This is a genomic window from Nocardioidaceae bacterium SCSIO 66511, assembly GCA_023100825.1.
In the GTDB taxonomy this organism is placed as follows: domain Bacteria; phylum Actinomycetota; class Actinomycetes; order Propionibacteriales; family Nocardioidaceae; genus Solicola.
Window position 1 is genome coordinate 980,072 of sequence record CP095846.1, and the last position, 22,775, is coordinate 1,002,846.

Annotated in this window: 27 protein-coding genes; 20 read left to right on the top strand and 7 right to left on the bottom strand. The window is 66.5% G+C overall.

What is annotated here, in order from left to right:
* Positions 1–15 precede the first annotated feature (15 nt).
* Positions 16–738, bottom strand: a complete 723-nt coding sequence (locus MU582_04580; GenBank protein UPK75917.1) for a maleate cis-trans isomerase — start codon at positions 736–738, stop codon at positions 16–18.
* Between the two features lie 150 nt (positions 739–888).
* Here MU582_04580 and ehuB (MU582_04585) point away from each other — a divergent pair, with 150 nt between their 5' ends.
* From ehuB (MU582_04585) to ehuA (MU582_04620), 8 genes are all read left to right on the top strand, one after another.
* Positions 889–1,824, top strand: coding sequence for an ectoine/hydroxyectoine ABC transporter substrate-binding protein EhuB (gene ehuB / locus MU582_04585; protein UPK75918.1), 936 nt, complete (start codon positions 889–891; stop codon positions 1,822–1,824).
* A gap of 21 nt (positions 1,825–1,845) precedes the next feature.
* Complete coding sequence (locus MU582_04590; GenBank protein UPK75919.1) at positions 1,846–2,556, top strand: amino acid ABC transporter permease; 711 nt, start codon at positions 1,846–1,848, stop codon at positions 2,554–2,556.
* A complete protein-coding gene (locus MU582_04595; GenBank protein ID UPK75920.1) occupies positions 2,556–3,239 on the top strand; it encodes an ABC transporter permease subunit in 684 nt (227 codons plus the stop codon). The genes MU582_04590 and MU582_04595 overlap by 1 nt, the downstream gene beginning before the upstream one ends.
* Before the next feature lie 16 nt (positions 3,240–3,255).
* Positions 3,256–4,008, top strand: coding sequence for an ectoine/hydroxyectoine ABC transporter ATP-binding protein EhuA (ehuA, locus tag MU582_04600; GenBank protein UPK77111.1), 753 nt, complete (start codon positions 3,256–3,258; stop codon positions 4,006–4,008).
* Between the two features lie 152 nt (positions 4,009–4,160).
* Positions 4,161–5,048, top strand: a complete 888-nt coding sequence (ehuB, locus tag MU582_04605; GenBank protein ID UPK75921.1) for an ectoine/hydroxyectoine ABC transporter substrate-binding protein EhuB — start codon at positions 4,161–4,163, stop codon at positions 5,046–5,048.
* Positions 5,049–5,054: 6 nt separating this feature from the next.
* Complete coding sequence (gene ehuC / locus MU582_04610) at positions 5,055–5,744, top strand: ectoine/hydroxyectoine ABC transporter permease subunit EhuC (GenBank protein ID UPK75922.1); 690 nt, start codon at positions 5,055–5,057, stop codon at positions 5,742–5,744.
* Positions 5,741–6,424, top strand: coding sequence for an ectoine/hydroxyectoine ABC transporter permease subunit EhuD (gene ehuD / locus MU582_04615; GenBank protein ID UPK75923.1), 684 nt, complete (start codon positions 5,741–5,743; stop codon positions 6,422–6,424). Before ehuC ends, ehuD begins: the two co-directional genes overlap by 4 nt.
* A gap of 36 nt (positions 6,425–6,460) precedes the next feature.
* Positions 6,461–7,216, top strand: coding sequence for an ectoine/hydroxyectoine ABC transporter ATP-binding protein EhuA (ehuA, locus tag MU582_04620; GenBank protein UPK75924.1), 756 nt, complete (start codon positions 6,461–6,463; stop codon positions 7,214–7,216).
* 18 nt (positions 7,217–7,234) lie between these two features.
* Here the strand turns inward: ehuA (MU582_04620) and MU582_04625 are convergent, their stop codons facing one another.
* The 4 genes from MU582_04625 to MU582_04640 all read right to left on the bottom strand — a co-directional run bounded on the left by MU582_04625 (position 7,235) and on the right by MU582_04640 (position 11,732).
* A complete protein-coding gene (locus MU582_04625; protein ID UPK75925.1) occupies positions 7,235–8,428 on the bottom strand; it encodes a M20 family metallopeptidase in 1,194 nt (397 codons plus the stop codon).
* Positions 8,425–9,633: a PLP-dependent aminotransferase family protein gene (locus MU582_04630; GenBank protein ID UPK75926.1), complete on the bottom strand. Its 1,209-nt coding sequence runs from the start codon at positions 9,631–9,633 to the stop codon at positions 8,425–8,427. The genes MU582_04625 and MU582_04630 overlap by 4 nt, the downstream gene beginning before the upstream one ends.
* Before the next feature lie 4 nt (positions 9,634–9,637).
* Positions 9,638–10,879 (bottom strand): M24 family metallopeptidase, encoded by a 1,242-nt coding sequence (locus MU582_04635; protein UPK75927.1) that lies wholly within the window; start codon positions 10,877–10,879, stop codon positions 9,638–9,640.
* A 76-nt stretch (positions 10,880–10,955) separates the two neighbouring features.
* Positions 10,956–11,732: an aspartate/glutamate racemase family protein gene (locus MU582_04640; GenBank protein ID UPK75928.1), complete on the bottom strand. Its 777-nt coding sequence runs from the start codon at positions 11,730–11,732 to the stop codon at positions 10,956–10,958.
* A 65-nt stretch (positions 11,733–11,797) separates the two neighbouring features.
* On the opposite strand from MU582_04640, the gene MU582_04645 reads away from it, so the two are divergent.
* The 11 genes from MU582_04645 (at position 11,798) to MU582_04695 (ending at position 19,397) form a co-directional block, all read left to right on the top strand.
* Positions 11,798–12,790 (top strand): D-2-hydroxyacid dehydrogenase, encoded by a 993-nt coding sequence (locus MU582_04645; protein UPK75929.1) that lies wholly within the window; start codon positions 11,798–11,800, stop codon positions 12,788–12,790.
* Entirely contained in the window at positions 12,783–14,189 is a 1,407-nt protein-coding gene (locus MU582_04650) for an amidase (GenBank protein UPK75930.1), read from the top strand. The genes MU582_04645 and MU582_04650 overlap by 8 nt, the downstream gene beginning before the upstream one ends.
* Before the next feature lie 34 nt (positions 14,190–14,223).
* Positions 14,224–14,727 carry a DUF3830 family protein gene (locus MU582_04655; protein ID UPK75931.1) on the top strand — a complete coding sequence of 168 codons (504 nt, stop codon included), beginning with the start codon at positions 14,224–14,226 and terminating at the stop codon, positions 14,725–14,727.
* Positions 14,728–14,937: 210 nt separating this feature from the next.
* Entirely contained in the window at positions 14,938–15,159 is a 222-nt protein-coding gene (gene infA, locus MU582_04660) for a translation initiation factor IF-1 (protein ID UPK75932.1), read from the top strand.
* A gap of 42 nt (positions 15,160–15,201) precedes the next feature.
* Positions 15,202–15,315: a 50S ribosomal protein L36 gene (gene rpmJ, locus MU582_04665; GenBank protein UPK75933.1), complete on the top strand. Its 114-nt coding sequence runs from the start codon at positions 15,202–15,204 to the stop codon at positions 15,313–15,315.
* A gap of 174 nt (positions 15,316–15,489) precedes the next feature.
* On the top strand, positions 15,490–15,867 hold the full coding sequence (rpsM, locus tag MU582_04670; protein ID UPK75934.1) for a 30S ribosomal protein S13: 378 nt from the start codon (positions 15,490–15,492) through the stop codon (positions 15,865–15,867).
* The gene (gene rpsK / locus MU582_04675; protein UPK75935.1) at positions 15,867–16,265 is read left to right on the top strand and encodes a 30S ribosomal protein S11; all 399 of its coding nucleotides are present in this window, start codon (positions 15,867–15,869) and stop codon (positions 16,263–16,265) included. Before rpsM ends, rpsK begins: the two co-directional genes overlap by 1 nt.
* 30 nt (positions 16,266–16,295) lie before the next feature.
* On the top strand, positions 16,296–16,904 hold the full coding sequence (gene rpsD, locus MU582_04680) for a 30S ribosomal protein S4 (protein UPK75936.1): 609 nt from the start codon (positions 16,296–16,298) through the stop codon (positions 16,902–16,904).
* 73 nt (positions 16,905–16,977) lie between these two features.
* The gene (locus MU582_04685; protein UPK75937.1) at positions 16,978–17,988 is read left to right on the top strand and encodes a DNA-directed RNA polymerase subunit alpha; all 1,011 of its coding nucleotides are present in this window, start codon (positions 16,978–16,980) and stop codon (positions 17,986–17,988) included.
* Between the two features lie 42 nt (positions 17,989–18,030).
* Positions 18,031–18,600, top strand: a complete 570-nt coding sequence (rplQ, locus tag MU582_04690; GenBank protein UPK75938.1) for a 50S ribosomal protein L17 — start codon at positions 18,031–18,033, stop codon at positions 18,598–18,600.
* A 233-nt stretch (positions 18,601–18,833) separates the two neighbouring features.
* Positions 18,834–19,397 (top strand): hypothetical protein, encoded by a 564-nt coding sequence (locus MU582_04695; protein ID UPK75939.1) that lies wholly within the window; start codon positions 18,834–18,836, stop codon positions 19,395–19,397.
* Positions 19,398–19,482: 85 nt separating this feature from the next.
* Here the strand turns inward: MU582_04695 and MU582_04700 are convergent, their stop codons facing one another.
* A complete protein-coding gene (locus MU582_04700; protein ID UPK75940.1) occupies positions 19,483–20,079 on the bottom strand; it encodes a class I SAM-dependent methyltransferase in 597 nt (198 codons plus the stop codon).
* A gap of 513 nt (positions 20,080–20,592) precedes the next feature.
* Positions 20,593–21,453, bottom strand: a complete 861-nt coding sequence (gene truA / locus MU582_04705; protein ID UPK75941.1) for a tRNA pseudouridine(38-40) synthase TruA — start codon at positions 21,451–21,453, stop codon at positions 20,593–20,595.
* Positions 21,454–21,500: 47 nt separating this feature from the next.
* Here truA and MU582_04710 point away from each other — a divergent pair, with 47 nt between their 5' ends.
* Complete coding sequence (locus MU582_04710; GenBank protein UPK75942.1) at positions 21,501–22,775, top strand: metallophosphoesterase family protein; 1,275 nt, start codon at positions 21,501–21,503, stop codon at positions 22,773–22,775.

Below are 22,775 nucleotides of genomic sequence, written 5' to 3' on the forward strand. Positions count from 1 at the left end.
CGGACGATTCGGCGGTCACCGTCGGAACAGCGTCCCGAGTCCGTCGAGCCGGGGTACGTCGCCGATCAGGTCGAGCCCCTTCCACACCGTCACCTGGTTGGCGGTGAGCACGATCTTGCCGGCGGCCTCCTCGAGCTCGTCGAGCCAGGCGAGCGAATGCATCGCGGTGTCGGGGACGAGCACGGCCTCGGCGTCGGGCACATCGGCGGCATGGATCATCGAGATCACGGCGTCCTTGCCGAGCGTACCCACCTCGGCGGCGGTGATGATGTCGTTGCTGCGCATCGTGAGTACGTCGGCGCCGCCCTTGCGCATGAAGTCGACGAAATGGGTGGCGACGTCTTCGGGGTACGAAGCGGCGACGGCGACCTTGCTGATGCCCAGGTGGCGGAATGCATCGACGAACGCGATCGACGTCGAGGAGACCGGTACGTCGAGCTCGGCGGCGACTCCCGCGGCCTGCTCGCGTGCGCCGTCCCAGCCGAACACGAAGCTGCCCGAGGTGCATGCCCACATGACGGCATCGGGCTCGTACTCTTCGAGCGCCCGGGCGCCCTCGGCGAGCCTCGGTGCGCTGCCGAGGTCGAGGAGTGCGTCGACGCGGTGAGCGTCCTCGCCGACCGAGGTGTGTACGAGCGGCAACCGGATCGCACCGTCGAGACGCTGCTCGAGTGCGGGGTAGTCATCCTCGGCACTGTGGCCCGGATACAGTAGGCCGATCGTCGGTTTATCGCTCATTAGTGACTCCTCGTGATGGTATAGATGCGCGTTGTGACCAGCACTTTCACAACGAGGTCACAATACGGTGCAGATTGTTGACAATGCTACTGCGCCTGGTTAGTTTCCAAGAAATTCGCAACCGTCTCGGGTGCACGACGAAGGGCTTGTATGTACCTCACCGGACCAACGACACGACGTCGCCGAATCGGAGTCGCCGCGATCGGGGCTTTGCTCTCCGTCGGCCTGATCGCCGCTTGTGGTGGTGAGACGGACGACTCTGGCGACCGCGGTGGGGGCGACACCGATAAGAACGCCACGCTGGAGTCGCTGAAGGACGAAGGCACGATCACCGTCGGCATCGCGGGTGAGGAGCCGTACAGCTACACCGACGAAGACGGTGAGCTCACCGGCGCGACCATCGCATTGCACAAGAAGATCTGGGGCGACCTCGGCATCGACAACGTCGAAGCGCAGCAGGTCGAGTGGGATGCGCTGATCCCGGGCCTGAACGCCGGGCGCTACGACGCGATCAGTGCCGGCATGTCGATCCTGCCTGACCGCTGCGAGCAGGCAGACTTCGGCGACCCCGAGATCATGTATACGACCGCGTTCATGGTGCCCGAGGGCAACCCCGAGGACCTGCACGATATGCAGGACATCAAGGACTCCGGTGTCTCGTTCTCGGCGATGAACGGCGCGATCGAGCAGGGCTATGCCGACACGATGGGCATCAAGACCATCACCGTTCAGACTCCGGAGGACGGGATGGAGGCCGTGGAGAGCGGTCGCGCCGACGTCTACGCCCTGACCGGCATCTCCCTGCGTGCCCTGGCCGACAAGCACCCCGACGCCAAGGTCGAGGTGACCGATCCGTTCACCGCCGTCGTCGACGGCAAGGAGCAGGTCGGCGCCGGCGCGACGGTGTTCCGCAAGGACAGCGACGACCTGCGCGAGGCGTACAACAAGGAGCTCGCCAAGATCGTCGGCGACAAGCAGTCGTTCGAGGACGTTGTCGGCGAGTTCGGCTTCACCGAGGCCGAGCGGCCGCAGGGTGACGTTGACACCGAGATGCTCTGCGCCGGCGATCTGCCGGACGCCGAGTGATCCGACCGTCGTTCCGTCGACGTGTCTGAGATCTTCGATGCCCTGAGCGACTACGGGCCGCAGATCCGCGATGGCCTGTTCGTCACACTGCAGTTATCGCTGGGAGGCGCCGTTGTCGCGTTTCTCGTCGCGGTGATCCTCGGCCTGGCCGCGATATCCGGGCATGCGGTGCCGCGGACGATCTCCCGCATCATTGTGGAGTTCTTCCGCGGCACCTCGCTCGTGGTCCAGTTGTTCTTCATCTACTACGTGTTCCCTGCGTTCGGGCTGGAGCTTGATGCGGTCACCTGCGGGGTGATCGCGCTCGGGTTGAACTACGGCGCGTACGGCTCCGAGGTCGTACGCGGGTCGCTGAACGCCGTGCCCAAGGGGCAGTGGGAGACGGCAACGGCGCTGTCGATGCCATGGGTGACCAAGATCCGCCGGATCATCTGGCCGCAGGCCTGGGCGTTGATGCTGCCCGGGTTGAACAACCTGATGATCATGCTGGTCAAGGGCACCGCGATCGCGTTCCTGATCGGGCTGCACGATCTGACGTACGCGTCGGATGAGATGCGCAGTGGCGGTGTCGGCACCTACGTCGCGTACGGCATCGGGTTCGTCATCTACTACCTCGTCTCGCTGGTGTTCTACAGCCTGCTGCGGTTGTTGGAGCGACGCGCGCAACGTCGGCTGGGTATCAAACCGACCAAGGTGCAGACGGTTCAAGCGACGGCAGGGGCGGTGGCCTGATGAACTGGCATTGGGATATCGCCGGGGACGCGTTCCCGGTCATGCTGGAGGCCTTCCTCAAGACCACCCTCCTCGTCACGGTGGTGGGTTCGCTCATGGCTGCCGTCCTCGGTTTGGTCTGGGCGATGGGGCAACGCGAGCTTCCGGGTCCGGCGAGTAAGTTCCTCGGTTGGGTCCTCGGGGTCATCCGAATGACGCCGCTCCCGCTGCAGTTGCTGTTTGTCGCAGCGCTGTACGCGAACGAGTTCGACGGCTACCACAGGTTTGAGAGCCTCGACTCGACCACGGTTCTGACCGTCATCGGCATCCTCGTATTCGGCGTGCATTACTCGACCTACATGGCAGAGTCTTACCGCGCCGGCATCGACTCGATCCCCAAGGGGCAGTGGGAGGCAGCGACCGCGCTTTCTCTGCCACTGGGGCGTACGTGGCGGGCGGTGATGATCCCGCAGGCCATCCGGGCCACGTTGCCGTCGCTGGGCAACTGGGCGATCGCGATGTTCAAGGACACCCCGTTCCTGCTCGCGATCTCCGTACCCGAGATGGTTGCCGAGGCAAGGCGTATTGGTGGTGCGCAATTCTCGTACACCGAGGCGTTCACCATCGCCGGACTCATCTTCCTGGCGGCGAGTTATCCGACCGCCATTCTGATGCGCAAATTGGAGAAGAAGCTTGCCTACTGAGAACGCATCACCGCGGATCGTCTTCGAAGACGTACTGAAGAAGTTCGGTAAGAACACCGTTCTGAACGACCTCAACTTCTCGGTGGAGAAGGGCGAGCGGGTCACGTTGATCGGGCCGAGCGGGTCCGGTAAGACCACCATCCTTCGGTTGCTGATGACGCTGGAGGAACTCACCGACGGCTACATCTACATCGACGGTGACCCGCTCACGCACGCCAACCGCGACGGCAAACGGACGAAGCTTCGTCCGAAGGAGATCAGCCAGATCCGCCGCCGGATCGGCATGGTCTTCCAGCAGTTCAACCTGTTCCCGAACATGTCGGTCATCGACAACGTGATCGAGGCCCCGGTGCACGTGCTGGGGATGAACAAGGACGAAGCGCGTGAGAAGGGCGAGACGCTGCTGAAGCAGGTCGGTCTCGGCGACAAGACGGGTGCGCATCCGACGCAGCTCTCGGGCGGCCAGCAACAGCGGGTGGCGATCGCCCGTGCCCTGGCCATGGAGCCGGAGATCCTGTTGCTCGACGAGGTCACCTCGGCGCTCGACCCGGAGCTGGTCAAGGATGTTCTCGGAGTGCTGCGCGATCTCGCGGAGACGACCGACATCACGATGCTGATCGTCACGCATGAGATGCAGTTCGCGCGCGACGTCTCGCACCGGGTGCTGATGTTCGACCAGGGCCACATCATCGAAGAGGCCGATCCGGACGTCATGTTCACCGATCCGAAGCAGCGGCGTACGCGGGAGTTCCTGGAGGCGATCCTCTAAGGGGGCCGACTCGCTTCTCAGATGCTGTGCAGATTGTTGACAATCTGCGTGGGTCATCGCTAGGTTTCCGGAACGGTCAGCCTGCGCACATCAAAGACGCTGTGCGCGCTGGCCGTTCCTTCGCACTTTTGTCGCGATGATTGGACAGCGTCATGTCCCACGACCCATCCAGGCGGCGGCTGCTGCGCGGAATCGGCGCGGCCGCCGTCGGTGTTCCGCTGCTGGGCTGGTCGACCGGCTGTACGTTCACCGAACCCGGCACCGGCGCCCCGAAGGGCAGTGTGCTCGACCGCGGCCGCGACCAAGGCTCGCTCAAGGTGGCGATCTTCAACGAGCCTCCGTACACCAAGCTCGAAGTCGACGGCACCGTCACCGGCGCCGAGCCGGATGTGCTCCGTGCGGTGCTCGAACGCCTCGGCATCGACGACATCGAGGGCGTACGCATCGAGTACGACGCGATGATCCCGGCGCTGAAGTCCGGACAGGTCGACGTGATCGCCGCCGGCCTGTTCATGAAGCAGTCCCGCTGCTCCGAGGTCGCCTACACCGAGCCGGTCATCGTGTCGACGGAGTCGTTCGCCGTACCGCCGGGCAACCCACAGAACGTCACCACGATCCAGGATGTGCTCGACACGCCGAAGCTGAAGGTCGCAGTGCTGCCCGGCGGGTTCGAGGAGGGCATCCTGATGGCCGCCAACGTGCCGGAGAAGCAACGCGTGATCGTGCGCGACAACGTGACGGGTGTTGAGGCCCTGGAGGCGGGCCGGGCGAATGCGTTCCTGCTGCCGACCCTGTCGCTGCAAGGGCTCGCCAAGGAGAACGACACCTTCGAGGTGACCGACCCGATCGAGGACGCACCGGCCACCGGCTCCGGTGCCGCGTTCGAGCAGTCACAGACCGACGACGTCGTCGAGTACAACAAGGAGCTCGCAAAGTTCAAGCAGAGCAGCGACTTCGACGATCTGATGGACAAATGGGGCTTCGACGCCGAGGCGGCTCGAAACGCCACCACCGAAGAACTCTGCAAGGCTGACGGGTGATCGCGGATGTCTGAGGTTCTCGAATATCAAAGCCTGCTGTGGGAAGGTCTACGGATCACGGCCGTCGCAGCCGTCTTCGGCATCCTGCTCACGATCGTGGTGGCGTTCGTGGTCGGCATGATGCGGCTGTCGCGGAGTCCCTGGCTGCGCGGACCTTCGTACGTCTTCGTCGAGTTCTTCCGCGGTACGTCGATCCTCGTCCAGCTCGCCTGGGTGGTGTACGCGCTGCCGTTCCTCGGTGTGCGATTCACCGACAACCTGGTCGCGGGCATCGTCGTGCTCGGTTTGAACGAGGGTGCGTACGCATCGGAGGTCGTACGCGGGGCGATCGCCTCCCGGCCACGTGGGCAGACCGAGGCCGGCATCGCGCTCGGCCTGACTCCTGCACAGCGGATGCGCAGAATCCTTGTGCCACAGTCGATTCCGGTGATGCTGCCGTCGTTCGGCAACGTCGCGGTCGACCTGTTGAAGGCGACGCCGTTGCTCTACTTCATCGGCATCACCGACTTCACCGCCAACGGCATGTCCATTCGTACCGAGACGCAGCAGACGACGGCGATCTTCATCGGCATGCTGATCGTGTACTTCATCCTGTCGTTGCTGCTCGCGGCGTTCACCCGCTGGATGGAGAACAGGTTCGCGCTGGAACGACGACGTAGCCCGCTGTTGCGCCCACTGGTCGGGAGCGCCTCATGACCAATGACACGACTCTCGCCGCCGACATCTGGGACAACGGCTTCGCCGTCGACATCTTCCCCAAGCTGCTCGATGCGTTCTGGCTGACACTTCGGCTCACCGCCGGAGGCATGACCATCGCGTTGGTGCTCGGGCTGATCGTCGCGGTGATCCGTTACCCGCGGATTCCCGTGCTGTCACAGGTGTTCGACTTCTACGTGCTGTTCATTCGCGGCACACCGTTGCTGGTGCAGATCTTCGCGGTGTACTTCATCCTGCCCGACTACGGCATCACGCTGTCCTTGTTCGTCACGGGTGTGCTCGTGCTGGGCGTGAACTACAGCGCGTACACCGCGGAGGTCTATCGGTCGGGTATCGAATCTCTGCCGAAGGGCCAGTGGGAGGCGTCGACCGCACTGAACCTGCCACGAGCGCGGATTTGGACCAAGATCGTGCTGCCGCAGTCGATTCCGCCGACCATCCCGGTGCTCGGCAACTACCTGATCCAGATGTTCAAGGACACCGCATTGCTGTACGCGATCGGCGCCTTGGAACTGCTGACCCAGGCACGTGCGATCGGGCAGAGCGAGGGTCGGTTCCTCGAGCCGCTCACCATCGCCGGTCTGATGTACCTGGTGGTCAGCTACATCGCCGCCGTCAGCGTCAGGCGATTGGAACGTCACTATGCACCCGCCGTCTGACCCGACCGTCTTCGTACGTACCGATAGGAAGAGCCGATGATCACCTTCGAGAACGTCAGCAAGAGCTGGGGCGACAACCACGTGCTTCGATCGCTCAACTTCGAGGTCGAACGCGGCGAGAAGGTCTCGATCATCGGGCCGTCCGGATCGGGTAAGACGACGATCCTGCGCGTGCTGATGACCCTGGAGACACCCGACGACGGGGTCGTCACCATCGACGGCGAGACGCTGTGGGACGCGAGGGACGGTAAGAAGCCCAAGGAGACCAAGCAGATGCGCGCGGTGCGCAGCAAGGTCGGGATGGTCTTCCAGTCGTTCAACCTGTTCCCGCACATGACGGCGTTCGAGAACCTCATCGAGGCGCCGATCCGCGTACTCGGCATGAGCAAGGCCGAGGCCGGTGAGCGTGCGCTCGATCTGCTGGACCAGGTGGGACTACGCGATCATGCCGACCACAAACCACCGAAGCTCTCCGGCGGTCAGCAGCAGCGGGTCGCGATCGCGCGGGCGATGGCGATGCGGCCCTCGATCCTGCTCTTCGACGAGCCGACATCGGCGCTCGACCCGGAGCTGATCGGCGATGTGCTGGCGGTGATCCGCGATCTTGCCAACGACACCGATATGACGATGCTGATGGTCACCCACGAGATGCGCTTCGCGGAGGAGATCTCCGACCGGGTGGTGATGTTCGACTCCGGTGCGACGGTCGAGACCGGGCCGCCAGAGCAGGTGCTGAAGAATCCGACGCACGAGCGCACGCAGCGCTTCCTGCACGCCGTACTCGACCACTGACGGCCCGGCCCGGATCTGCTAACGCAGCAGGCGCATAGCCGCCAGGGCGTACGTGCGGGCGGCGACCACGAGCTCGTCGACGCCGACCGATTCATCCGGCTGGTGTGCTTGGCTTCCGACCGAGCCCGGGCCGAGTACGACGACCGGCATACCGTACGTACGCGCGATGAAGCCGCCGTCGCACGCCGCGCTCCAGCCCGCGAGCGGAAGACCGGGGCCGCCCGCCGCGCGGAGTGCACCGTCGGTCGCGCTCACGAACGCGTGGTCGGCCGGTGTCTCGAAGCCCGGCATCTCCATGGTCATGTCGATCTCGACGCTGAGGCCGCGGGCCTCCAACTCGAGCGCCGCAATGCGCTTACGCGTCTCGGCAAGCACCGGCGCACCGTCCTCGGTCGGCAGCAGCCGCCGGTCGACCATCAGGTTGCACTCGGCCGGCACCGTTGACGTACCGAGTCCGCCGTCGATCTGTCCGACGTTCCAGGTCGGCGGACCGACCAGCGGATGTGCGTCGGCGGCAGCCATCTCGACGTGCCAGCGCTCGAGCTCGCCGACGATCGTCGCAGCGCCGTTGATCGCGTTCACGCCGTCGGCCGGGTTGCCCGAATGCGCAGCCTTGCCCGTCACCCGGATCGCGATGTACGAGTCGCCGCGCGCCGCGATGATGGGCTGCAGATCGGTCGGCTCGGCCACGATGCAACCGCCGAAGCCGGAGCCTCCCGCACGCTCGATGTAGTGCCGAATGCCCTTGCCCGTCTCCTCTTCGTCCATCACGGCGGCGAGCTCGACGGGGCCGGCCAGCGATACGCCCGCCGTACGAAGGGCGGACATCGCCACGACCGACGCCGCAAGTCCGCCCTTCATATCGGTTGACCCGCGCCCGTACAGCCGACCGTCGCTGACATCGCCGCCGATCGGATCGCGCGTCCAGCCGTCGCCGATGGGTACGACGTCGGTGTGGCCGAGCAGAATGAGCCCAGGTGCCGAACCACCAGCCAGCGTTGCGGAAACGTTGGGCCGGTCGGGCTCCACATCGTCGAGCTCGACGTCCAACCCACGCGCCCGGCACGCATCGGCGAGTACGCGTGCGGTCTCGGACTCGCCTCCGGGCGGGTTCTCGCCCGGTGCACGCACGAGCGCTCCGGTGAGCGTGACGACGTCGTCGGCCGAGATCAGGTCGAGGACCTCGCGCTCGGCGGCGGTCAGCTCGCTCATGCGGCGACGTGCTTGTCGATCGCGGCGCGAAGCCGGCGTACGCCCTCATGCGTACGCTCGGCGTCGGTGGTCGCGAAGCAGAGGCGCAACGCATCGGAGAAGTGACCCTCCGGCGAGAAGGCCGGACCCGGGATGTACGCGACGCCTTCGGCGAGAGCGGTCTCGAACAACGCCTGGGTGTCGACGCCGTTGGTCAGCGTGACCCACAGGAAGAAGCCGCCCTCGGGGTCGGTCCAGCGCGCGATGTCGCCGAGATGCTGGGTCAGTGCGTCCTGCATCGCGTGCTTGCGCTTGCGGTACTGCTCGCGCTGGGTTTCCAGATGCTTGTCCAGATGGCCGCCTTCGAGGAAGCCGGTGACGAGGCGCTGCGCGGGCAGGTTCGTGCAGGTGTCCATCGCCTGCTTCGCGTTGATCAGCAGCGACTGCAGCTCGGGGGCGGCGTCGACCCAGCCGACGCGCAGCCCCGGCGCGATGATCTTCGAGAACGTACGTACGGAGAAGACCAGCGGGTCGCCCTCGCCGATCTCGCGCAGGGTCGGTAGGTCCTCGCCCTCGAAACGCAGCATGCCGTACGGATCGTCGTCGATCACGACGGAACCCCACTCACGCGCGAGCGCGAGGAGCGAGCGGCGGCGTTCCAGCGACATGGTCGAACCGGACGGGTTTTGGAACGTCGGCACCGTGTAGATCGCCTTGGGCGTACGCCCCGCACGCTCAGCGATCCCCGGCAGCGCCTCGACGACCATGCCGTCGTCGTCGACCGGCACCTCGGCCAGCTTCGCGCCGTACGACATCGCGGTCGCGCTGCCGTTGGTGTACGTCGGGCCCTCGACCACCACGAGGTCGTCGGGGTCGACGAACGCCTTGCAGGCCAGGTCGAGACCCTGCATGCCGCCGGCGGTGATCGTCAGCCGATCGGCGGTCGTCGCGTCACTCGTACCCTGCAGCGTCGACAGGAGTGCTTCACGCAGTGGCGGATCGCCCTCGGTGGCGCCGTAGCCGTAGGCGTCCGCGGCGTCGGGGCTCAACGCCGACTCGGCGATCCCCGCGAGGATCTGCGACGGAACGGCGTCGTCGGCTGGGCTGCCCATGGCGAACCGCACGATGTCGTGGGACTGCTGCTGCAGCAACGACGTGCTGGAGTCGATGACCGATCCCACGAGCTGGTCGGCGCGGGCGGCGAGTGGGAGGTTCGATGAGGTCATGCGATCACTTCCTTACAGTGAGCTCGTGCGGTAGGTCGGTCAGGTGCTCGACGCCGTCAGGGGAGACGACGATCGGTTCGGACAGCTCATAGCCCCAACCGTCCATCCAGATACCCAGGATGACGTGGAACGCCATGCCGGCTTCGAGGACGGTCGGATCGGCTGCGCGCAGGCTGACCGTACGCTCGCCCCAGTCGGGGGGATAACCGATGCCGATCGAATAGCCGATGCGTGACTCCTTCACGAGTCCCTGCCGGCTCAGGATGTCGTTGACGGTCGCGTGTACGTCCGAGACGATCGCGCCCGGTTTGATCGCCTCGAGGCCGGCGGCGAGTGCTTCGTCGACCGTCTTCGCGGTGTCGGTGAGCAGCGGCGGCGGGTCGCCGAGATGGATGGTCCGCGCGAGCGGCGCATGGTAGCGACCGAACGCTCCCGCGAGCTCGATGGTCGTGGCCTCACCTGCGATGAACGGCTGCTCGCTCCACGTCAGGTGCGGCGTACCTGCGGCAGCGCCGGTCGGCAGCATCGGCGGGATGGCCGGGTAGTCGCCGCCGTGCTCGGCAGTGCCCTTCGCCTGCGCAGCGACGATGTCACCGGCCACATCGCATTGGCGCCGGCCAGGCCACACCGACTCCAACGCCGCCTGCATCGTCGCCTCGGCGATCTGACCGGCGATCCGCAGTTGGGCGACCTCGTGGTCGGACTTGACCAGACGTACCCAGTTGACCAGCTCGGCGCTGTCGACGACCTTGGCGCCGTCCAAACCTGCGACGAGGTCGACGTACGCGCGCGCGGAGAAGAAATGCGAGTCGCATTCGGCGCCGACGACGGCGTCGGGGCCGGCGGGGAGGATCCCGCGTTCGCGAGCTGCCTCGGTGATCCATCCGAACGGGTGGATGTCCGGGCGGTGTACGAGGGTCTCGGGGTACCCGACGATCTGCTCATCGGGCAGGTTGCAGGTGTGGCGTGCGCCCGCGGCGTCCATCGCGCGAGCGAACAGCGTCGGCGGTCCGTCGGCCGGCAGGATCAGGCACTGCGGCGTGTAGAAGGACCAGGCGTTGTACCCGGTCAGATAGAACAGGTTCGCCGGGTCTGTGACGACCAACGCCGACAGCGACCTCGTTCGCATCGATGTGCGTACGCGGCGTAGCCGGTGCGCGTACTCGTCGTCGCTGGCCATGCTGGCCATCTCGGTGGAGCGTGTCATCGCGTCCTCGCTGTCGGCCATCTCCGGTGAGCGTGTCATCGGGTCCTCCCTTCGGTTGTGTGAATACGTCAATGCGGCCGGCGGAGTGTTCCGCGGCCGAGATCGGTGGATGCGTTCAGCCGTCCAGCAGCGCCTGGCCCTGGCCGATTGCATGCTTGTTGATTGCACGGAGCGCGGCCCACATCGTCGCCTGGTTGGCGGTGACGATCGGCTTACCGAGCTCGCGCTCGAGCGGCGCGATCACGTCGTACGTCGGGAGGTTCGTGCACGAGACGACGATCGCGTCGGCGTCGGGTCGGTCTGCCTGTCGGATGAGTCGGGTCGTACGCGCGTACCCCACCTCCCAGATCTTCTCGTGCAGGCCGAGACACGCCTTGCCGACGACTTCGGCGCCGGCCTCCTCGAGGTACTCGTCGAGCAGCGCGGTCATCGGCTCGTCGTACGGCGTCGCGATCGAGACCCGCTTGGCGCCGAGGTGCTCGATCGCGTTGAGCACGGCGCCCGAGGTGGTGAGTGCCCGCTGCGCACCGGCCGCCTCCATCGAGGAGACCAGGCTGTTCTCGCCGAGGATGCCGTTGGCGAAGCTGCCCGACGTGCAGCCGTACGCGACGACGGACAGTTCGATCGTCGAGATATCGGCAACGCACTGCGCGATCGCCGTCGGGTCACCGATCAGCATCGCCATCTCGACGGTGACCGGAAGGGGTACGAAGGCCTCGCGGGTGAAGTGCAGCGTCACGCCCTTCGGCGTCCACCGCCACATCTCGCCGTCGAGGGCCATGTCATGGGGCACGATGATGCCGATCCGCAAGGGCATCGATGGTCCGACGAGGTCGGCGACCTCGACGGGAACGTCCGCGGCTTCGGTGCCGGTCGGAATCGAGGTCGTCATGCGGAAATGATGCACCAGAAACGTGATTGTTGACAATCCTACTGAGGGGTTCCTACGCTCCCATCGTGAACCGACCAATCATCGCCGTGCTCACCGCGCCCGGTGTCGCCGATCCCGCAGGCATAGCGGCGATCGAGGACCGTGCCGATATCCGCTTCACCGACGTCGGCGGGTTGGCCGCCGCGGTCTCCGGCGCCGACGCGCTCTTGCTCTGGGACTTCTTCTCAACGGCCGTCCGCGACGTGTGGCCGCACGCGGGTTCGCTGCGCTGGATCCACGTCGCGGCGGCCGGGGTCGACAAGCTGTTGTTCGACGAGCTGCGCGAGTCCGACGTCGTGGTGACGAACGCCCGCGGTGTCTTCGACCGGCCGATCGCGGAGTTCGTGCTCGCGTCCATCCTCGCGCAGGCCAAGGGCATGCACACCAGCCACGACCACCAGCAGGAGCGTCGCTGGGAGCATCGCGAGACGCGTACGCTCGTCGGCGAGAGAGCGCTTGTCGTCGGCACCGGGGCGATCGGTCGCGAGACCGCCCGGCTTCTCGCCGCCGTCGGCATGGAGGTACGAGGGGCGGGGCGTACGGCTCGCAGCGGCGACCCCGACTTCGGAGAGATCGTCGAGAGCGCATCGCTCGCCGAGCAGGTGGGTTGGGCCGATCATGTCGTGGTCGCCGCGCCGCTCACGGACGCGACCAGAGGTTTGGTCGACGCCGAGGTGCTCGGCGCGATGCAGCCGAGCGCACACCTGGTGAACATCGGCCGGGGAGAGATCGTCGACGAGGACGCACTGCTCGCGACTCTCGAGGCGGGCGGGATCGCCGCCGCTTCGCTCGACGTCTTCTGCACCGAGCCGCTGCCCGACGACAGTCCGCTGTGGAGCGCACCTGGCCTGGTCGTCTCGCCGCATATGTCCGGCGACGTACTCGGCTGGCGGGAAACGCTCGCCCGCCAGTTCGTCGACAACGCACAACGATTCCTCGACGGCGAGCCGCTGGCCAACGTCGTCGACAAGCGTCTCGGGTTCGTACCCGCCGATACCGCAGGGAGTGCTCGTGCCTGATCCGAATCTCTGGTCCGTCGCGGAGCTGACCGCCGCGTACCGCTCGCGTGAGGTGTCGCCCGTCGAGGCGACCCAGGCCTCGCTCGACACCATCGAGGCGCACGACGGCGACGTCAACGCGTTCGTACGCGTGGAGGGCGAGTCCGCCCTCGAAGCCGCTCGGGCATCCGAGAAGCGGTGGGCCGCCGGCGAACCGATCGGCCCGGCCGACGGCGTACCCACGTCGATCAAGGACATCTTCCTGACCCGAGACTGGCCGACGCTACGCGGCAGCGCGCTGATCGACGAGGCCGGAGCCTGGACCGAGGATGCGCCGAGCGTTGCCCGGCTGCGGGAGGCCGGCGCGGTCTTCGTCGGTAAGACGACGACGCCGGAGTTCGCCTGGAAGGGCGTCACCGACTCACTGCGGTTCGGCGCCACCGGCAACCCGTGGGCCGCCGATCTGACCGCGGGCGGCTCGAGCGGGGGAAGCGCTACTGCGGTCGGGCTCGGTATGGGCACCTGGTCGGTCGGAACCGACGGTGGGGGCTCGGTAAGGATCCCGGCGGCGTTCACCGGCACCGTCGCGATCAAGCCCACGTACGGGCTGATCCCGCTGTACCCGGCGAGCCCGTTCGGAACGCTCGCACATGCCGGGCCGATGACGAGGTCGGTCACGGACGCGGCCACGATGCTCGACCTCATCACCGGCTACGACCCACGAGACTGGTCGGCGATGCCGACTCCCACCGGATCGTTCCTCGACGGGCTCGAAGACGGCGTCGAGGGGATGCGCATCGCGTACTCGCCGAACCTCGGCTTCGTTGCGAACGACCCGGAGGTCGACGCGGCCGTACGCGCAGCGGCCGCGGTACTCGCCGATGCCGGCGCGGTTGTCGAGGAGGTCGACCCGGGATTCGACGACCCGGTCGAGGCCTTCGAGGTGCTCTGGTTCACCGGCGCGGCCAAGGTGATCGAACCGTACGGCGACGACGCGCTCGAGCGGATCGACCCGGGTCTGCGCGCGGGCGTCGAGCGCGGTCGAACGATGTCGGCCGGCGACTACCTCGACGCGACCGCAGTACGAATGGCGCTCGGCAAGCGCATGAGCGAGTTCCACGAGACGTACGACGTGCTGCTCACCCCGACCATGCCGATCGCGGCGTTCGAGGCCGGACGGGACGCGCCGGCCGGGTCGGCGTCGTCGGCCTGGACGAGTTGGACCCCCTACACGTACCCGTTCAACCTGACCCAGCAGCCGGCGCTCAGCGTGCCGTGCGGGTTCACCTCGGCCGGGCTGCCCGTCGGACTCCACGTCGTCGGTCCGCGCCACGCCGACGCCCGCGTGCTGCGCGTCGGGCGGGCGTACGAGCGGGCGACGGACTGGTCGAGCGCCGTGCCGACCCTGCTGCAGGACTGAACCGATCGATGCGACCCAAGGAGACACGACGTAGATGACCCGCTACCTGACCGTGAGCCTCGACAAACGCGGTGTGCAGTGCACCGCGAAACTGCTCGACGACGAGGCGCCGCGTACTGCCGCCGCCGTATGGAACGCGCTGCCGCAGTCCGGGCAGGTCTACCACGGCAAGTACGCGCGCAACGAGATCTACAACCTGGTCGCGCCCTTCGCCGAGACCGCGCCCGGACCGGAGAACACCACGATCACGCCGATCCCGGGTGACCTGTGCTACTTCGACTTCACCGGCGGCCAGCTCAGCAACCCCGCGTACGGCTACGCCGACGGCGGCTCCGAGGACGACACCAGCGGGGTGATCGACCTCGCCGTCTTCTACGGGCGCAACAACCTGCTGATCAACGGCGACCAGGGCTGGGTGCCGGGCAACGTCTTCGGCACGATCATCGACGGGTTCGAGGAGTTCGCGCTGGCCTGCCAGGACATCTGGATGGGCGGTGCGCGGGGCGAGAGCCTCACCTTCGCCCGTAAGGACGACTGACCGGGCAGGTAGGGTCGGCCGTGCGATAGCACGTGCCGACCCTCGATTTGGGTAATCGACACGCCCTGTCGTAGGATTACACGTCGGCCAAGGCTGGCTCCTGCCACCATGCCCCGCGGCTGCCGCTCGACACCCCTCATGGTCCGTGCGGAGGGGTACGTGTGCGCTGGCCAGGCCACTACAGCAGCGGACCTACAGATTGCGGAGGCTATGCCGAAGAAGGAAGGTGTCATCGAGATCGAAGGCGCCGTTGTCGAAGCGCTCCCGAACGCCATGTTCCGGGTCGAGCTCAGCAACGGGCACAAGGTTCTCGCGCACATCAGCGGCAAGATGCGCCAGCACTACATCCGGATCCTCCCCGAGGACCGCGTCGTGGTGGAGCTATCGCCGTACGACCTCACCCGAGGCCGCATCGTCTACCGCTACAAGTAAGTCCGCAACGATAACCAGCCAACCCACGACCGAAAGAGCTCGATGAAGGTTCAGCCGAGCGTCAAGAAGATCTGTGACAAGTGCAAGGTGATCCGGCGTCACGGCCGGGTCATGGTCATCTGCGAGAACCCCCGCCACAAGCAGCGCCAGGGCTGATCGCAGGCACGAAGTCCGACTTCGGCACAAATTGAACAGAGCGTGATCGCTCGCGTCGAACCGCATCAGCGGATTCGGCGTGCCACCTCCGGATGCGATGGCCGGAGCCCTCACCACAGGTGCAGGGACGCGACACGTCGGACACCGTCGCCCAATGGAAGGAACACCCGCCAGATGGCACGCCTCCTCGGGGTCGATCTTCCGCGCGAGAAGCGCGTAGAGATCGGTCTCACCTACATCTTCGGCATCGGCCGAACGCGCGCTCAGCAGACGCTCGCCGCAACGGGCATCAGCCCGGCGATGCGCGTACACGAGCTCGGCGACGACGAGCTGATCAAGCTGCGCGACTACATCGAAGAGAACTTCCAGATCGAAGGTGACCTGCGCCGCGAGGTCGCCGCAGACATTCGCCGCAAGGTCGAGATCGGGAGTTACCAGGGTCGCCGCCACCGTTCGGGTCTTCCCGTACGCGGCCAGCGCACCAAGACCAACGCGCGTACCCGTAAGGGCCCCAAGCGCACCGTTGCCGGTAAGAAGAAGGTGGGTCGCTGATGCCTCCACGTCCGGGCGGCGCCAAGAAGGTGCGCCGTAAGGAGAAGAAGAACGTAGCCGTGGGCGAGGCCCACATCAAGAGCACGTTCAACAACACGATCGTCACGATCACCGACCCGTCCGGTGCGGTGATCTCCTGGGCCAGTGCCGGCACCGTCGGCTTCAAGGGCTCGCGTAAGTCCACGCCGTACGCCGCGCAGATGGCCGCCGAAGCCGCGGGCCGTCGCGCGATGGATCACGGCATGAAGAAGATCGACGTCTTCGTCAAGGGTCCGGGCTCGGGCCGCGAGACGGCGATCCGCTCGCTTGGTGCGGTCGGCCTCGAGGTCGGCACCATCCAGGACGTGACCCCCAGCCCCCACAACGGATGCCGGCCGCCCAAGCGGCGCCGCGTCTGATCCGGCCAAGAAGAGGAGCAACGAACTCACATGGCCCGTTACACCGGACCCATCACCAAGAAGTCGCGTCGCTTCGGCGTCGACCTCGTCGGTGGCGATCAGGCGTTCGAGCGTCGCCCCTACCCGCCCGGTATGCATGGCCGCGGCCGGGTCAAGGAGAGCGAGTACCGCAACCAGCTGATCGAGAAGCAGAAGGCACGCTTCACCTACGGCGTGCTCGAGAAGCAGTTCCGCAAGTACTACGAGAAGGCAAGCCGTCGCCCCGGCAAGACCGGTGACAACCTGCTGCAGATTCTCGAGTCGCGGCTCGACAACGTCGTGTACCGCGCCGGCTTCGCCCGGACTCGTCGGCACGCTCGTCAGCTCGTCGTGCACGGTCACTTCCTGGTCAACGGCCAGAAGGTCGACGTGCCGTCGTACCAGGTGAGCGCCAAGGACATCGTCGACGTACGTACGAAGTCCCACGAGATGACGCCGTTCATCGTCGCGCGTGAAACGCACGGCGAGCGGATCGTCCCCGGCTGGATGGACGCACTGCCCGACAAGATGCGGGTCCTCGTCCACCAGCTCCCCGTCCGCGAGCAGATCGAGGTGCCCATCCAGGAGCAGCTCATCGTGGAGTTCTACTCCAAGATCTGATCGCAGCACCGCCACAAGTTCAATCCCCGAACCGCGCGAGTCAAATAGCGGGCCGCGCGGAAAGGAATGCAAAGTGCTCATCGCCCAACGCCCCACCCTCACCGAAGACACCGTCGACGACTACCGCTCCCGGTTCGTCATCGAGCCGCTGGAGCCCGGCTTCGGCTACACGCTCGGCAACTCGCTGCGCCGTACGCTGCTGTCGTCGATTCCCGGTGCTTCGATCACGTCGATCAAGATCGACGGAGTGCTGCACGAGTTCTCGACCGTCCCCGGTGTGACCGAGGACGTCACGGAGATCATCCTCAACCTCAAGGACCTCGTCGTCTCCTCCGAGCACGACGAGCCGGTTGTGATGTACCTGCGTAAGCAGGGCCCCGGCGACGTGACCGCCGCCGACATCGCCCCGCCCGCCGGTGTCGAGGTGCACAACCCCGACCTGAAGATCGCGTCGCTCAACGACAAGGGCAAGCTCGAGATGGAGCTCGTCGTCGAGCGCGGCCGTGGCTACATCTCGGCCGTCCAGAACAAGACCGGCGACGAAGAGATCGGCCGGATGCCGGTCGACTCGATCTACTCGCCGGTGCTGAAGGTCTCATACAAGGTCGAGGCGACCCGTGTCGAGCAGCGCACCGACTTCGACAAGCTCATCGTCGACGTCGAGACGAAGAAGTCGATGCGTCCGCGCGATGCGATCGCTTCCGCCGGTAAGACGCTGGTCGAGTTGTTCGGGCTCGCGCGTGAGCTCAACGTCGAGGCCGAGGGCATCGACATCGGCCCGTCGCCGGTCGACGAGCAGCTCGCCGCCGACCTCGCCCTTCCGGTCGAAGATCTCCAGCTCACGGTGCGTTCGTACAACTGCCTCAAGCGCGAGGGCATCCACACCGTCGGTGAGCTGATCTCGCGCAGCGAGCAGGATCTTCTCGACATCCGCAACTTCGGGTCGAAGTCGATCGACGAGGTCAAGGCCAAGCTGGTCGAGATGGGTCTGTCCCTCAAGGACAGCCCGGCCGGGTTCGACCCGGCGGCGGCGCTCTCGTCGTACGACGATGACGAGTCCTTCGCCGAGGACGAGCAGTACTGATCGGTCGCGCTCAGCAACCCATAGGTTCAACAGGAGACAACGATGCCCACCCCCACCAAGGGCCCACGCCTCGGCGGTAGCCCGGCGCACCAGCGGCTGATGCTGGCCAACCTCGCGACGAGCCTGTTCGAGTACGGCCAGATCACCACGACCGAGGCCAAGGCGCGTCGGCTGCGTCCGTACGCGGAGAAGCTGATCTCCAAGGCACGGGTCGATACGCTGCACAACCGGCGCCAGGTGCTCAAGGTCATCCGCGACAAGTCCATCGTCCATGAGCTGTTCACCGAGATCGGCCCGGGCTACGCGACCCGACCGGGTGGCTACACCCGGATCACCAAGATCGGTCCCCGCAAGGGCGATAACGCCCCGATGGCGGTGATCGAGCTGGTCGAGGTCAAGGAGTTCGCGGCCCAGCAGGCCGCGGCGCCCGAGGCACCGGCCGCTCCCGCGGAGGAGCCGGCCGAGGTCGAGGAGACTCCGGAGGAGACTGAAGCCGTCGCCGACGAGTCAGCCGAGGCCGCGGAGCCGGTCGCGGCCGACGAGCCGGTTGCGACCGAGGAGCCGACCGACGACGCTGCGGAGTCCGAGGACGGCGACGCCGAGAAGGCCTGACCGCACCACCCGCCTCAATGGCGCCCACCCCGATGCCGGGGCGGGCGCCATTGTGCATTTTTCGTACGTATCACCCGCCGAAGTACGCGCTCCTGCCATAAGAGACGGCGTTTGTGGCACGAGTACGTACCTCGGCGGGTTTGAACGGGGCGAAAACCTGTTGAAACCTGGTACGCGGATATGGCGTCGTAGAGATTGGCCAATCGGAGGGGTCGATCCGAAGGAGGAACGACATGGTAGGAACACGAACCGCGCTCGTCGCAGTCGCCTCGATCGCGCTCGCGGCGTCGGTCGCCGCGCCCGCGAACGCCGACACGGTGAGCTTCAAGGACAAGGCGGGTGACATCAAGGGCGGACTGGACATCCACTCCGTCAAAGTCGACAACGACGGCCCGAGGGTCGGCGTGAAGACAACCCATCGGAACCTGAGGTACGGGCCGAAGGCTCCTGGCGGAAGCATCGCGGTCTATCTCGACATCGCCAAGAAGCGAAAGGGTCCGGAGTTCATCATCGCCGGCCCGGTGGGATCCGACGGCGACTATCACCTCAGCAAGATGCGTAAGTGGAAGATGGTCGGCGCCCCGTTGCTCTGCAAGGGACTGCGCTTCCGGATCAACTACAAGCGCGACATCGTCCGGGCCTCGGCTCCGCGGCGCTGTCTCGACCGCGCGTACGACCACAAGGTCGGCAAGATCCGGGCAGCCGTACGCGCATCACAGAGCCGCAAGCACGGGCAGCCGAAGTACGACTGGTGGCCCAAGCGTCGCCACCTGTCCCGGGCTGTTGCGGCGAACTGATTGGCGTTAGCCGCAACGGCGTTTAGCCGCAGGGGGTTCGTTCCTGGCCCAGCCGGGAACGAACCCCCTGCGTTCTTCTCCTGAGTCACACTGGGCGCGTCTGCAGCACCCGGAACCCCTTGGCGCTGGTGAGCCGCTCGGTGGGGTAGCCCTGGTCGATCAGCCAGCGCTGCAAGGAGTCCGAGCCGAGATTCTTGCCGACGACAAGCCGCGCGACGCCGCCGTCGGCAAGCCGTGCCAGCCAGGTCAGGAGCAGGTCGTGTAGCGCTGGTTTGCCGATCCGAATCGGCGGATTCGACCAGATCTCGTCGTACGTCGTCGGCGGGACCTCGTCGGGCGCGTACGCGAGCACGCGATCGCGGATGCCGAGTCGGTCGGCATTACGGCGGACGAGGTCGAGAGCACGCTCGTTCGTGTCGACTGCGTGGACGACGACGTCCGAGCACTCGCGGGCGATGGCGCAGGCGACGGGACCCCAGCCGCACCCCAGATCCAGCACCGTACGCGCCGATCGTGGTGGCTCACACGAGTCGAGCAAGATCGCCGTCGCCTTGTCGAGGCCGTCGCGGGCGAACACTCCGCGTGCCGTGGTGAACTTGTAGTCACGACCCCAGATCCGCGCGCGGACGTCACGGCGCTCGTCGGCGGCTGCGGGCTCCGCGCTGAAATAGTGGTCGGCCACGGCGCCAGCCTAGATGAGCGCGGCCGGGGCGGATGACTGCGCGCCTGCCCGATCTCGGCTCGCTGTCGGCTTTCCCTCGCCTGCTGGTTCGGCAAAGACGCGGCGACGCGGGGGCCGCAGCTGCGTGGCTCGGTTGCTTGCCGGCTTTCCCGATTCGGTCGGCTTTCGCAGGTCCGTGGTGGTGGTTCACCAAGTAGACATGGTGAAACTCCACTTTGCACGGCAGGGACACCGTGCAAAGTAGCAGGTCGCCGTGCCCGTTGGTACGCCGGTGGCTGCCGGTACTGGTGTGACGCCGAAACCGAACGTTACACCGATCGCATATTAAGGTGACGGGAAAGCCGCCGAGCAATCGAACCGAAGAGCCGGCTCTGCGCGTCGCCGCGTCTTTGCCCAAGCAATGCAGCGGGGAGAGCCGACAGCGACGAGGAATCGGGCAATCGGGTGGTCGCACGGTAAGCAGGAGAGCCGACAGCGAAGCCGAACCGGGCAGGCGGGAGTCGCCGAAAGTCCTTACGAGCCCGGCTCGTCGCGCCGACGTCGGGTCGCGACCGCACGGGCTGCGAGCTCCTCGTCGTCGGGATAGACGACCTGCTCCAGTGTCAGGCCGTGCGCGGGCATCACGGTGACGTGCGGATCACGGACCTGGGCAGTGAGCACCTCGCCCAACCAGTCGGGCTCGTGTCGCCCTTCGCCGACGGCGACCAGACCGCCGACCAGCGCGCGCACCATCGAGTGACAGAACGCGTCCGCCTCAACGGTGATGTCCACCCCGGCGCTGTGGCGTTCGGCCTCCAGTCGCAGCAGCGTACGAATGGTCGTCGCGCCGGGACGTTTCTTGCAGAACGCCGCGAAGTCGTTCTCGCCCAGCAGCTGCCAGGCTGCCTCTTCCATCGCGGCCGCGTCGAGCCTCTTGCGCTGGGCGACGACGTATCGGCGGAGCAGCGGATCGGGCCCGGTCGGTTCGTCACACAGCCGGTAGACGTACCGGCGGCGCAGAGCCGAGAATCGTGCGTCGAAGCCCATGGCGGCCGGGCGTGCATCGGCGGCTCGTACGTCGTCGGGGAGTACGCGTACCAGCCGATGGAGCAGCCGGTCTGGTGCGATCTCGATCCCGTCGGGCAGATCCACGTGGACGACCTGGCCGCGGGCGTGCACACCTGCGTCGGTACGACCGGCGCAGACGGTCGCCGGCGGTTCGGGCAGGCGCAGCACCATGCCGAGCGCATCCTCGAGCGTCTCTTGGACGGTACGCAGGCCGGGCTGCGTCGCCCAACCGTGAAAGTCAGTCCCGTCGTAGCCGAGGTCGATGCGCCACCGTTGAGTGTCGGGCAGAGTCGACTTCTCCGTCAGCGGCTCGTCCGTTGGTCGCACACCGACCACGCTATCGGCTGGGCTAACGTGAACACCGGAGGTGCCCCATGACGCTGAGCCTCGCCGTTCGCGCCACCGGAATTGCGGCCGTCGCGATCGCACTGGCTTCGACCGCCTGCTCATCGGCCGTCGAAGACGACCCGGGCACCGACGAACGTCGGGTGGCGCCGTCGGCCGAACCATCGCGGGTCATCCTCACGCCGACGAAGCACCCGCGCACGATGCAGGCGTTCGGCTGGCGTACGGCCGAGTCGACCCGCCGCGGCGTTGTCCAACTGCACCGGGTCGGCCACCGCAAGCGCCGGACGGTCAAAGCGTTCGCACGACGTACCGTGACGTTTCCCGACTGGCACTACACCTCCCGCCACCATCGAACCGTCGTACGAAAGCTCCGGCCCGATACACGTTATCGCTACCGCGTCGGCCGGCCCGGCGCATGGAGCACGTGGCGGACCTTCCGAACGGCACACGGCCCCCGTAAACCGTGGACGATCGCCTACTTCGGCGACGCGCAACTCAACGTCGGCGGAGCATGGGACAAGTCTGCGCACCGAGCACTGCACCACCGGCCTTCGGTCGACATGATGCTGTACGGCGGTGACCTCGTCGACGATCCGACCGACGACAGCCAATGGACCGAGTGGTTCCACGCGCTCACGCCGAACCGCCGGACGACGAACTCGCTGTCGACGGTCGGCAACCATGAACTGCGAGGTGACCCGCACGAGCGGCAGTACCTCGCACACCTGCGGATGCCGCGTAACGGCCCGCGGCCGACAGCCTTCAGCATCGACTACCAGGGCGTCCGCTTCATCGTGTTGGACGCGAACGACCCGTCCGACCGGGCACAACGGCGCTTCCTGAAGCGCAAGCTACGCGGCGCCGGCGACCGCTGGAAGGTGATGCTCTTCCACAAGCCGATCTTCGCCGGAGCCGTCGGACGCGACAGCAGCGCCCAGCGCAAGGCGTGGCTCGCAACTCTGGAGCGGCGCGGTGCCGATGTGGTGCTGCAGGGCCACGATCATGTATACGCACGTGGGTTCCTGCGCCGCGGTGCACCCCACGAAGCGGGTGCACGCAAGCGGCCGATGTACGTCGACGCCGTCTCCGGCGGTAAGTACTACAAGCTCGACCGAGGCGACAACGACTGGACTCGACACGGCGCCAAGCGGGTGGAGGCCGAGCAGGGGGTTTCGACGTTCCAGCTCATCCGGGTCACCCGTAAGACGCTCACGTACCGCAGCGTCGTCGCGGCGACCGGCGCCGGCACCGACGAGCACGTCGGCGATGTGATCGACAGGTTCCGGATCAAGCGTCGCTGA

Bases quoted from the DNA above. Each gene is read 5' to 3' on its own strand.
- ehuA (UPK75924.1), top strand. From the start codon at position 6,461: ATGATCACCTTCGAGAACGTCAGCAAGAGCTGGGGCGACAACCACGTG.
- ehuB (UPK75918.1), top strand. From the start codon at position 889: ATGTACCTCACCGGACCAACGACACGACGTCGCCGAATCGGAGTCGCC.
- MU582_04580 (UPK75917.1), bottom strand. From the start codon at position 738: ATGAGCGATAAACCGACGATCGGCCTACTGTATCCGGGCCACAGTGCC.
- MU582_04710 (UPK75942.1), top strand. From the start codon at position 21,501: ATGACGCTGAGCCTCGCCGTTCGCGCCACCGGAATTGCGGCCGTCGCG.
- MU582_04655 (UPK75931.1), top strand. From the start codon at position 14,224: ATGACCCGCTACCTGACCGTGAGCCTCGACAAACGCGGTGTGCAGTGC.
- rplQ (UPK75938.1), top strand. From the start codon at position 18,031: ATGCCCACCCCCACCAAGGGCCCACGCCTCGGCGGTAGCCCGGCGCAC.
- rpsK (UPK75935.1), top strand. From the start codon at position 15,867: ATGCCTCCACGTCCGGGCGGCGCCAAGAAGGTGCGCCGTAAGGAGAAG.
- MU582_04625 (UPK75925.1), bottom strand. From the start codon at position 8,428: ATGAGCGAGCTGACCGCCGCCGAGCGCGAGGTCCTCGACCTGATCTCG.
- rpsD (UPK75936.1), top strand. From the start codon at position 16,296: ATGGCCCGTTACACCGGACCCATCACCAAGAAGTCGCGTCGCTTCGGC.
- rpsM (UPK75934.1), top strand. From the start codon at position 15,490: ATGGCACGCCTCCTCGGGGTCGATCTTCCGCGCGAGAAGCGCGTAGAG.
- MU582_04595 (UPK75920.1), top strand. From the start codon at position 2,556: ATGAACTGGCATTGGGATATCGCCGGGGACGCGTTCCCGGTCATGCTG.
- MU582_04695 (UPK75939.1), top strand. From the start codon at position 18,834: ATGGTAGGAACACGAACCGCGCTCGTCGCAGTCGCCTCGATCGCGCTC.
- rpmJ (UPK75933.1), top strand. From the start codon at position 15,202: ATGAAGGTTCAGCCGAGCGTCAAGAAGATCTGTGACAAGTGCAAGGTG.
- MU582_04630 (UPK75926.1), bottom strand. From the start codon at position 9,633: ATGACCTCATCGAACCTCCCACTCGCCGCCCGCGCCGACCAGCTCGTG.
- infA (UPK75932.1), top strand. From the start codon at position 14,938: ATGCCGAAGAAGGAAGGTGTCATCGAGATCGAAGGCGCCGTTGTCGAA.
- ehuB (UPK75921.1), top strand. From the start codon at position 4,161: ATGTCCCACGACCCATCCAGGCGGCGGCTGCTGCGCGGAATCGGCGCG.
- MU582_04635 (UPK75927.1), bottom strand. From the start codon at position 10,879: ATGACACGCTCACCGGAGATGGCCGACAGCGAGGACGCGATGACACGC.
- ehuC (UPK75922.1), top strand. From the start codon at position 5,055: ATGTCTGAGGTTCTCGAATATCAAAGCCTGCTGTGGGAAGGTCTACGG.
- ehuD (UPK75923.1), top strand. From the start codon at position 5,741: ATGACCAATGACACGACTCTCGCCGCCGACATCTGGGACAACGGCTTC.
- MU582_04640 (UPK75928.1), bottom strand. From the start codon at position 11,732: ATGACGACCTCGATTCCGACCGGCACCGAAGCCGCGGACGTTCCCGTC.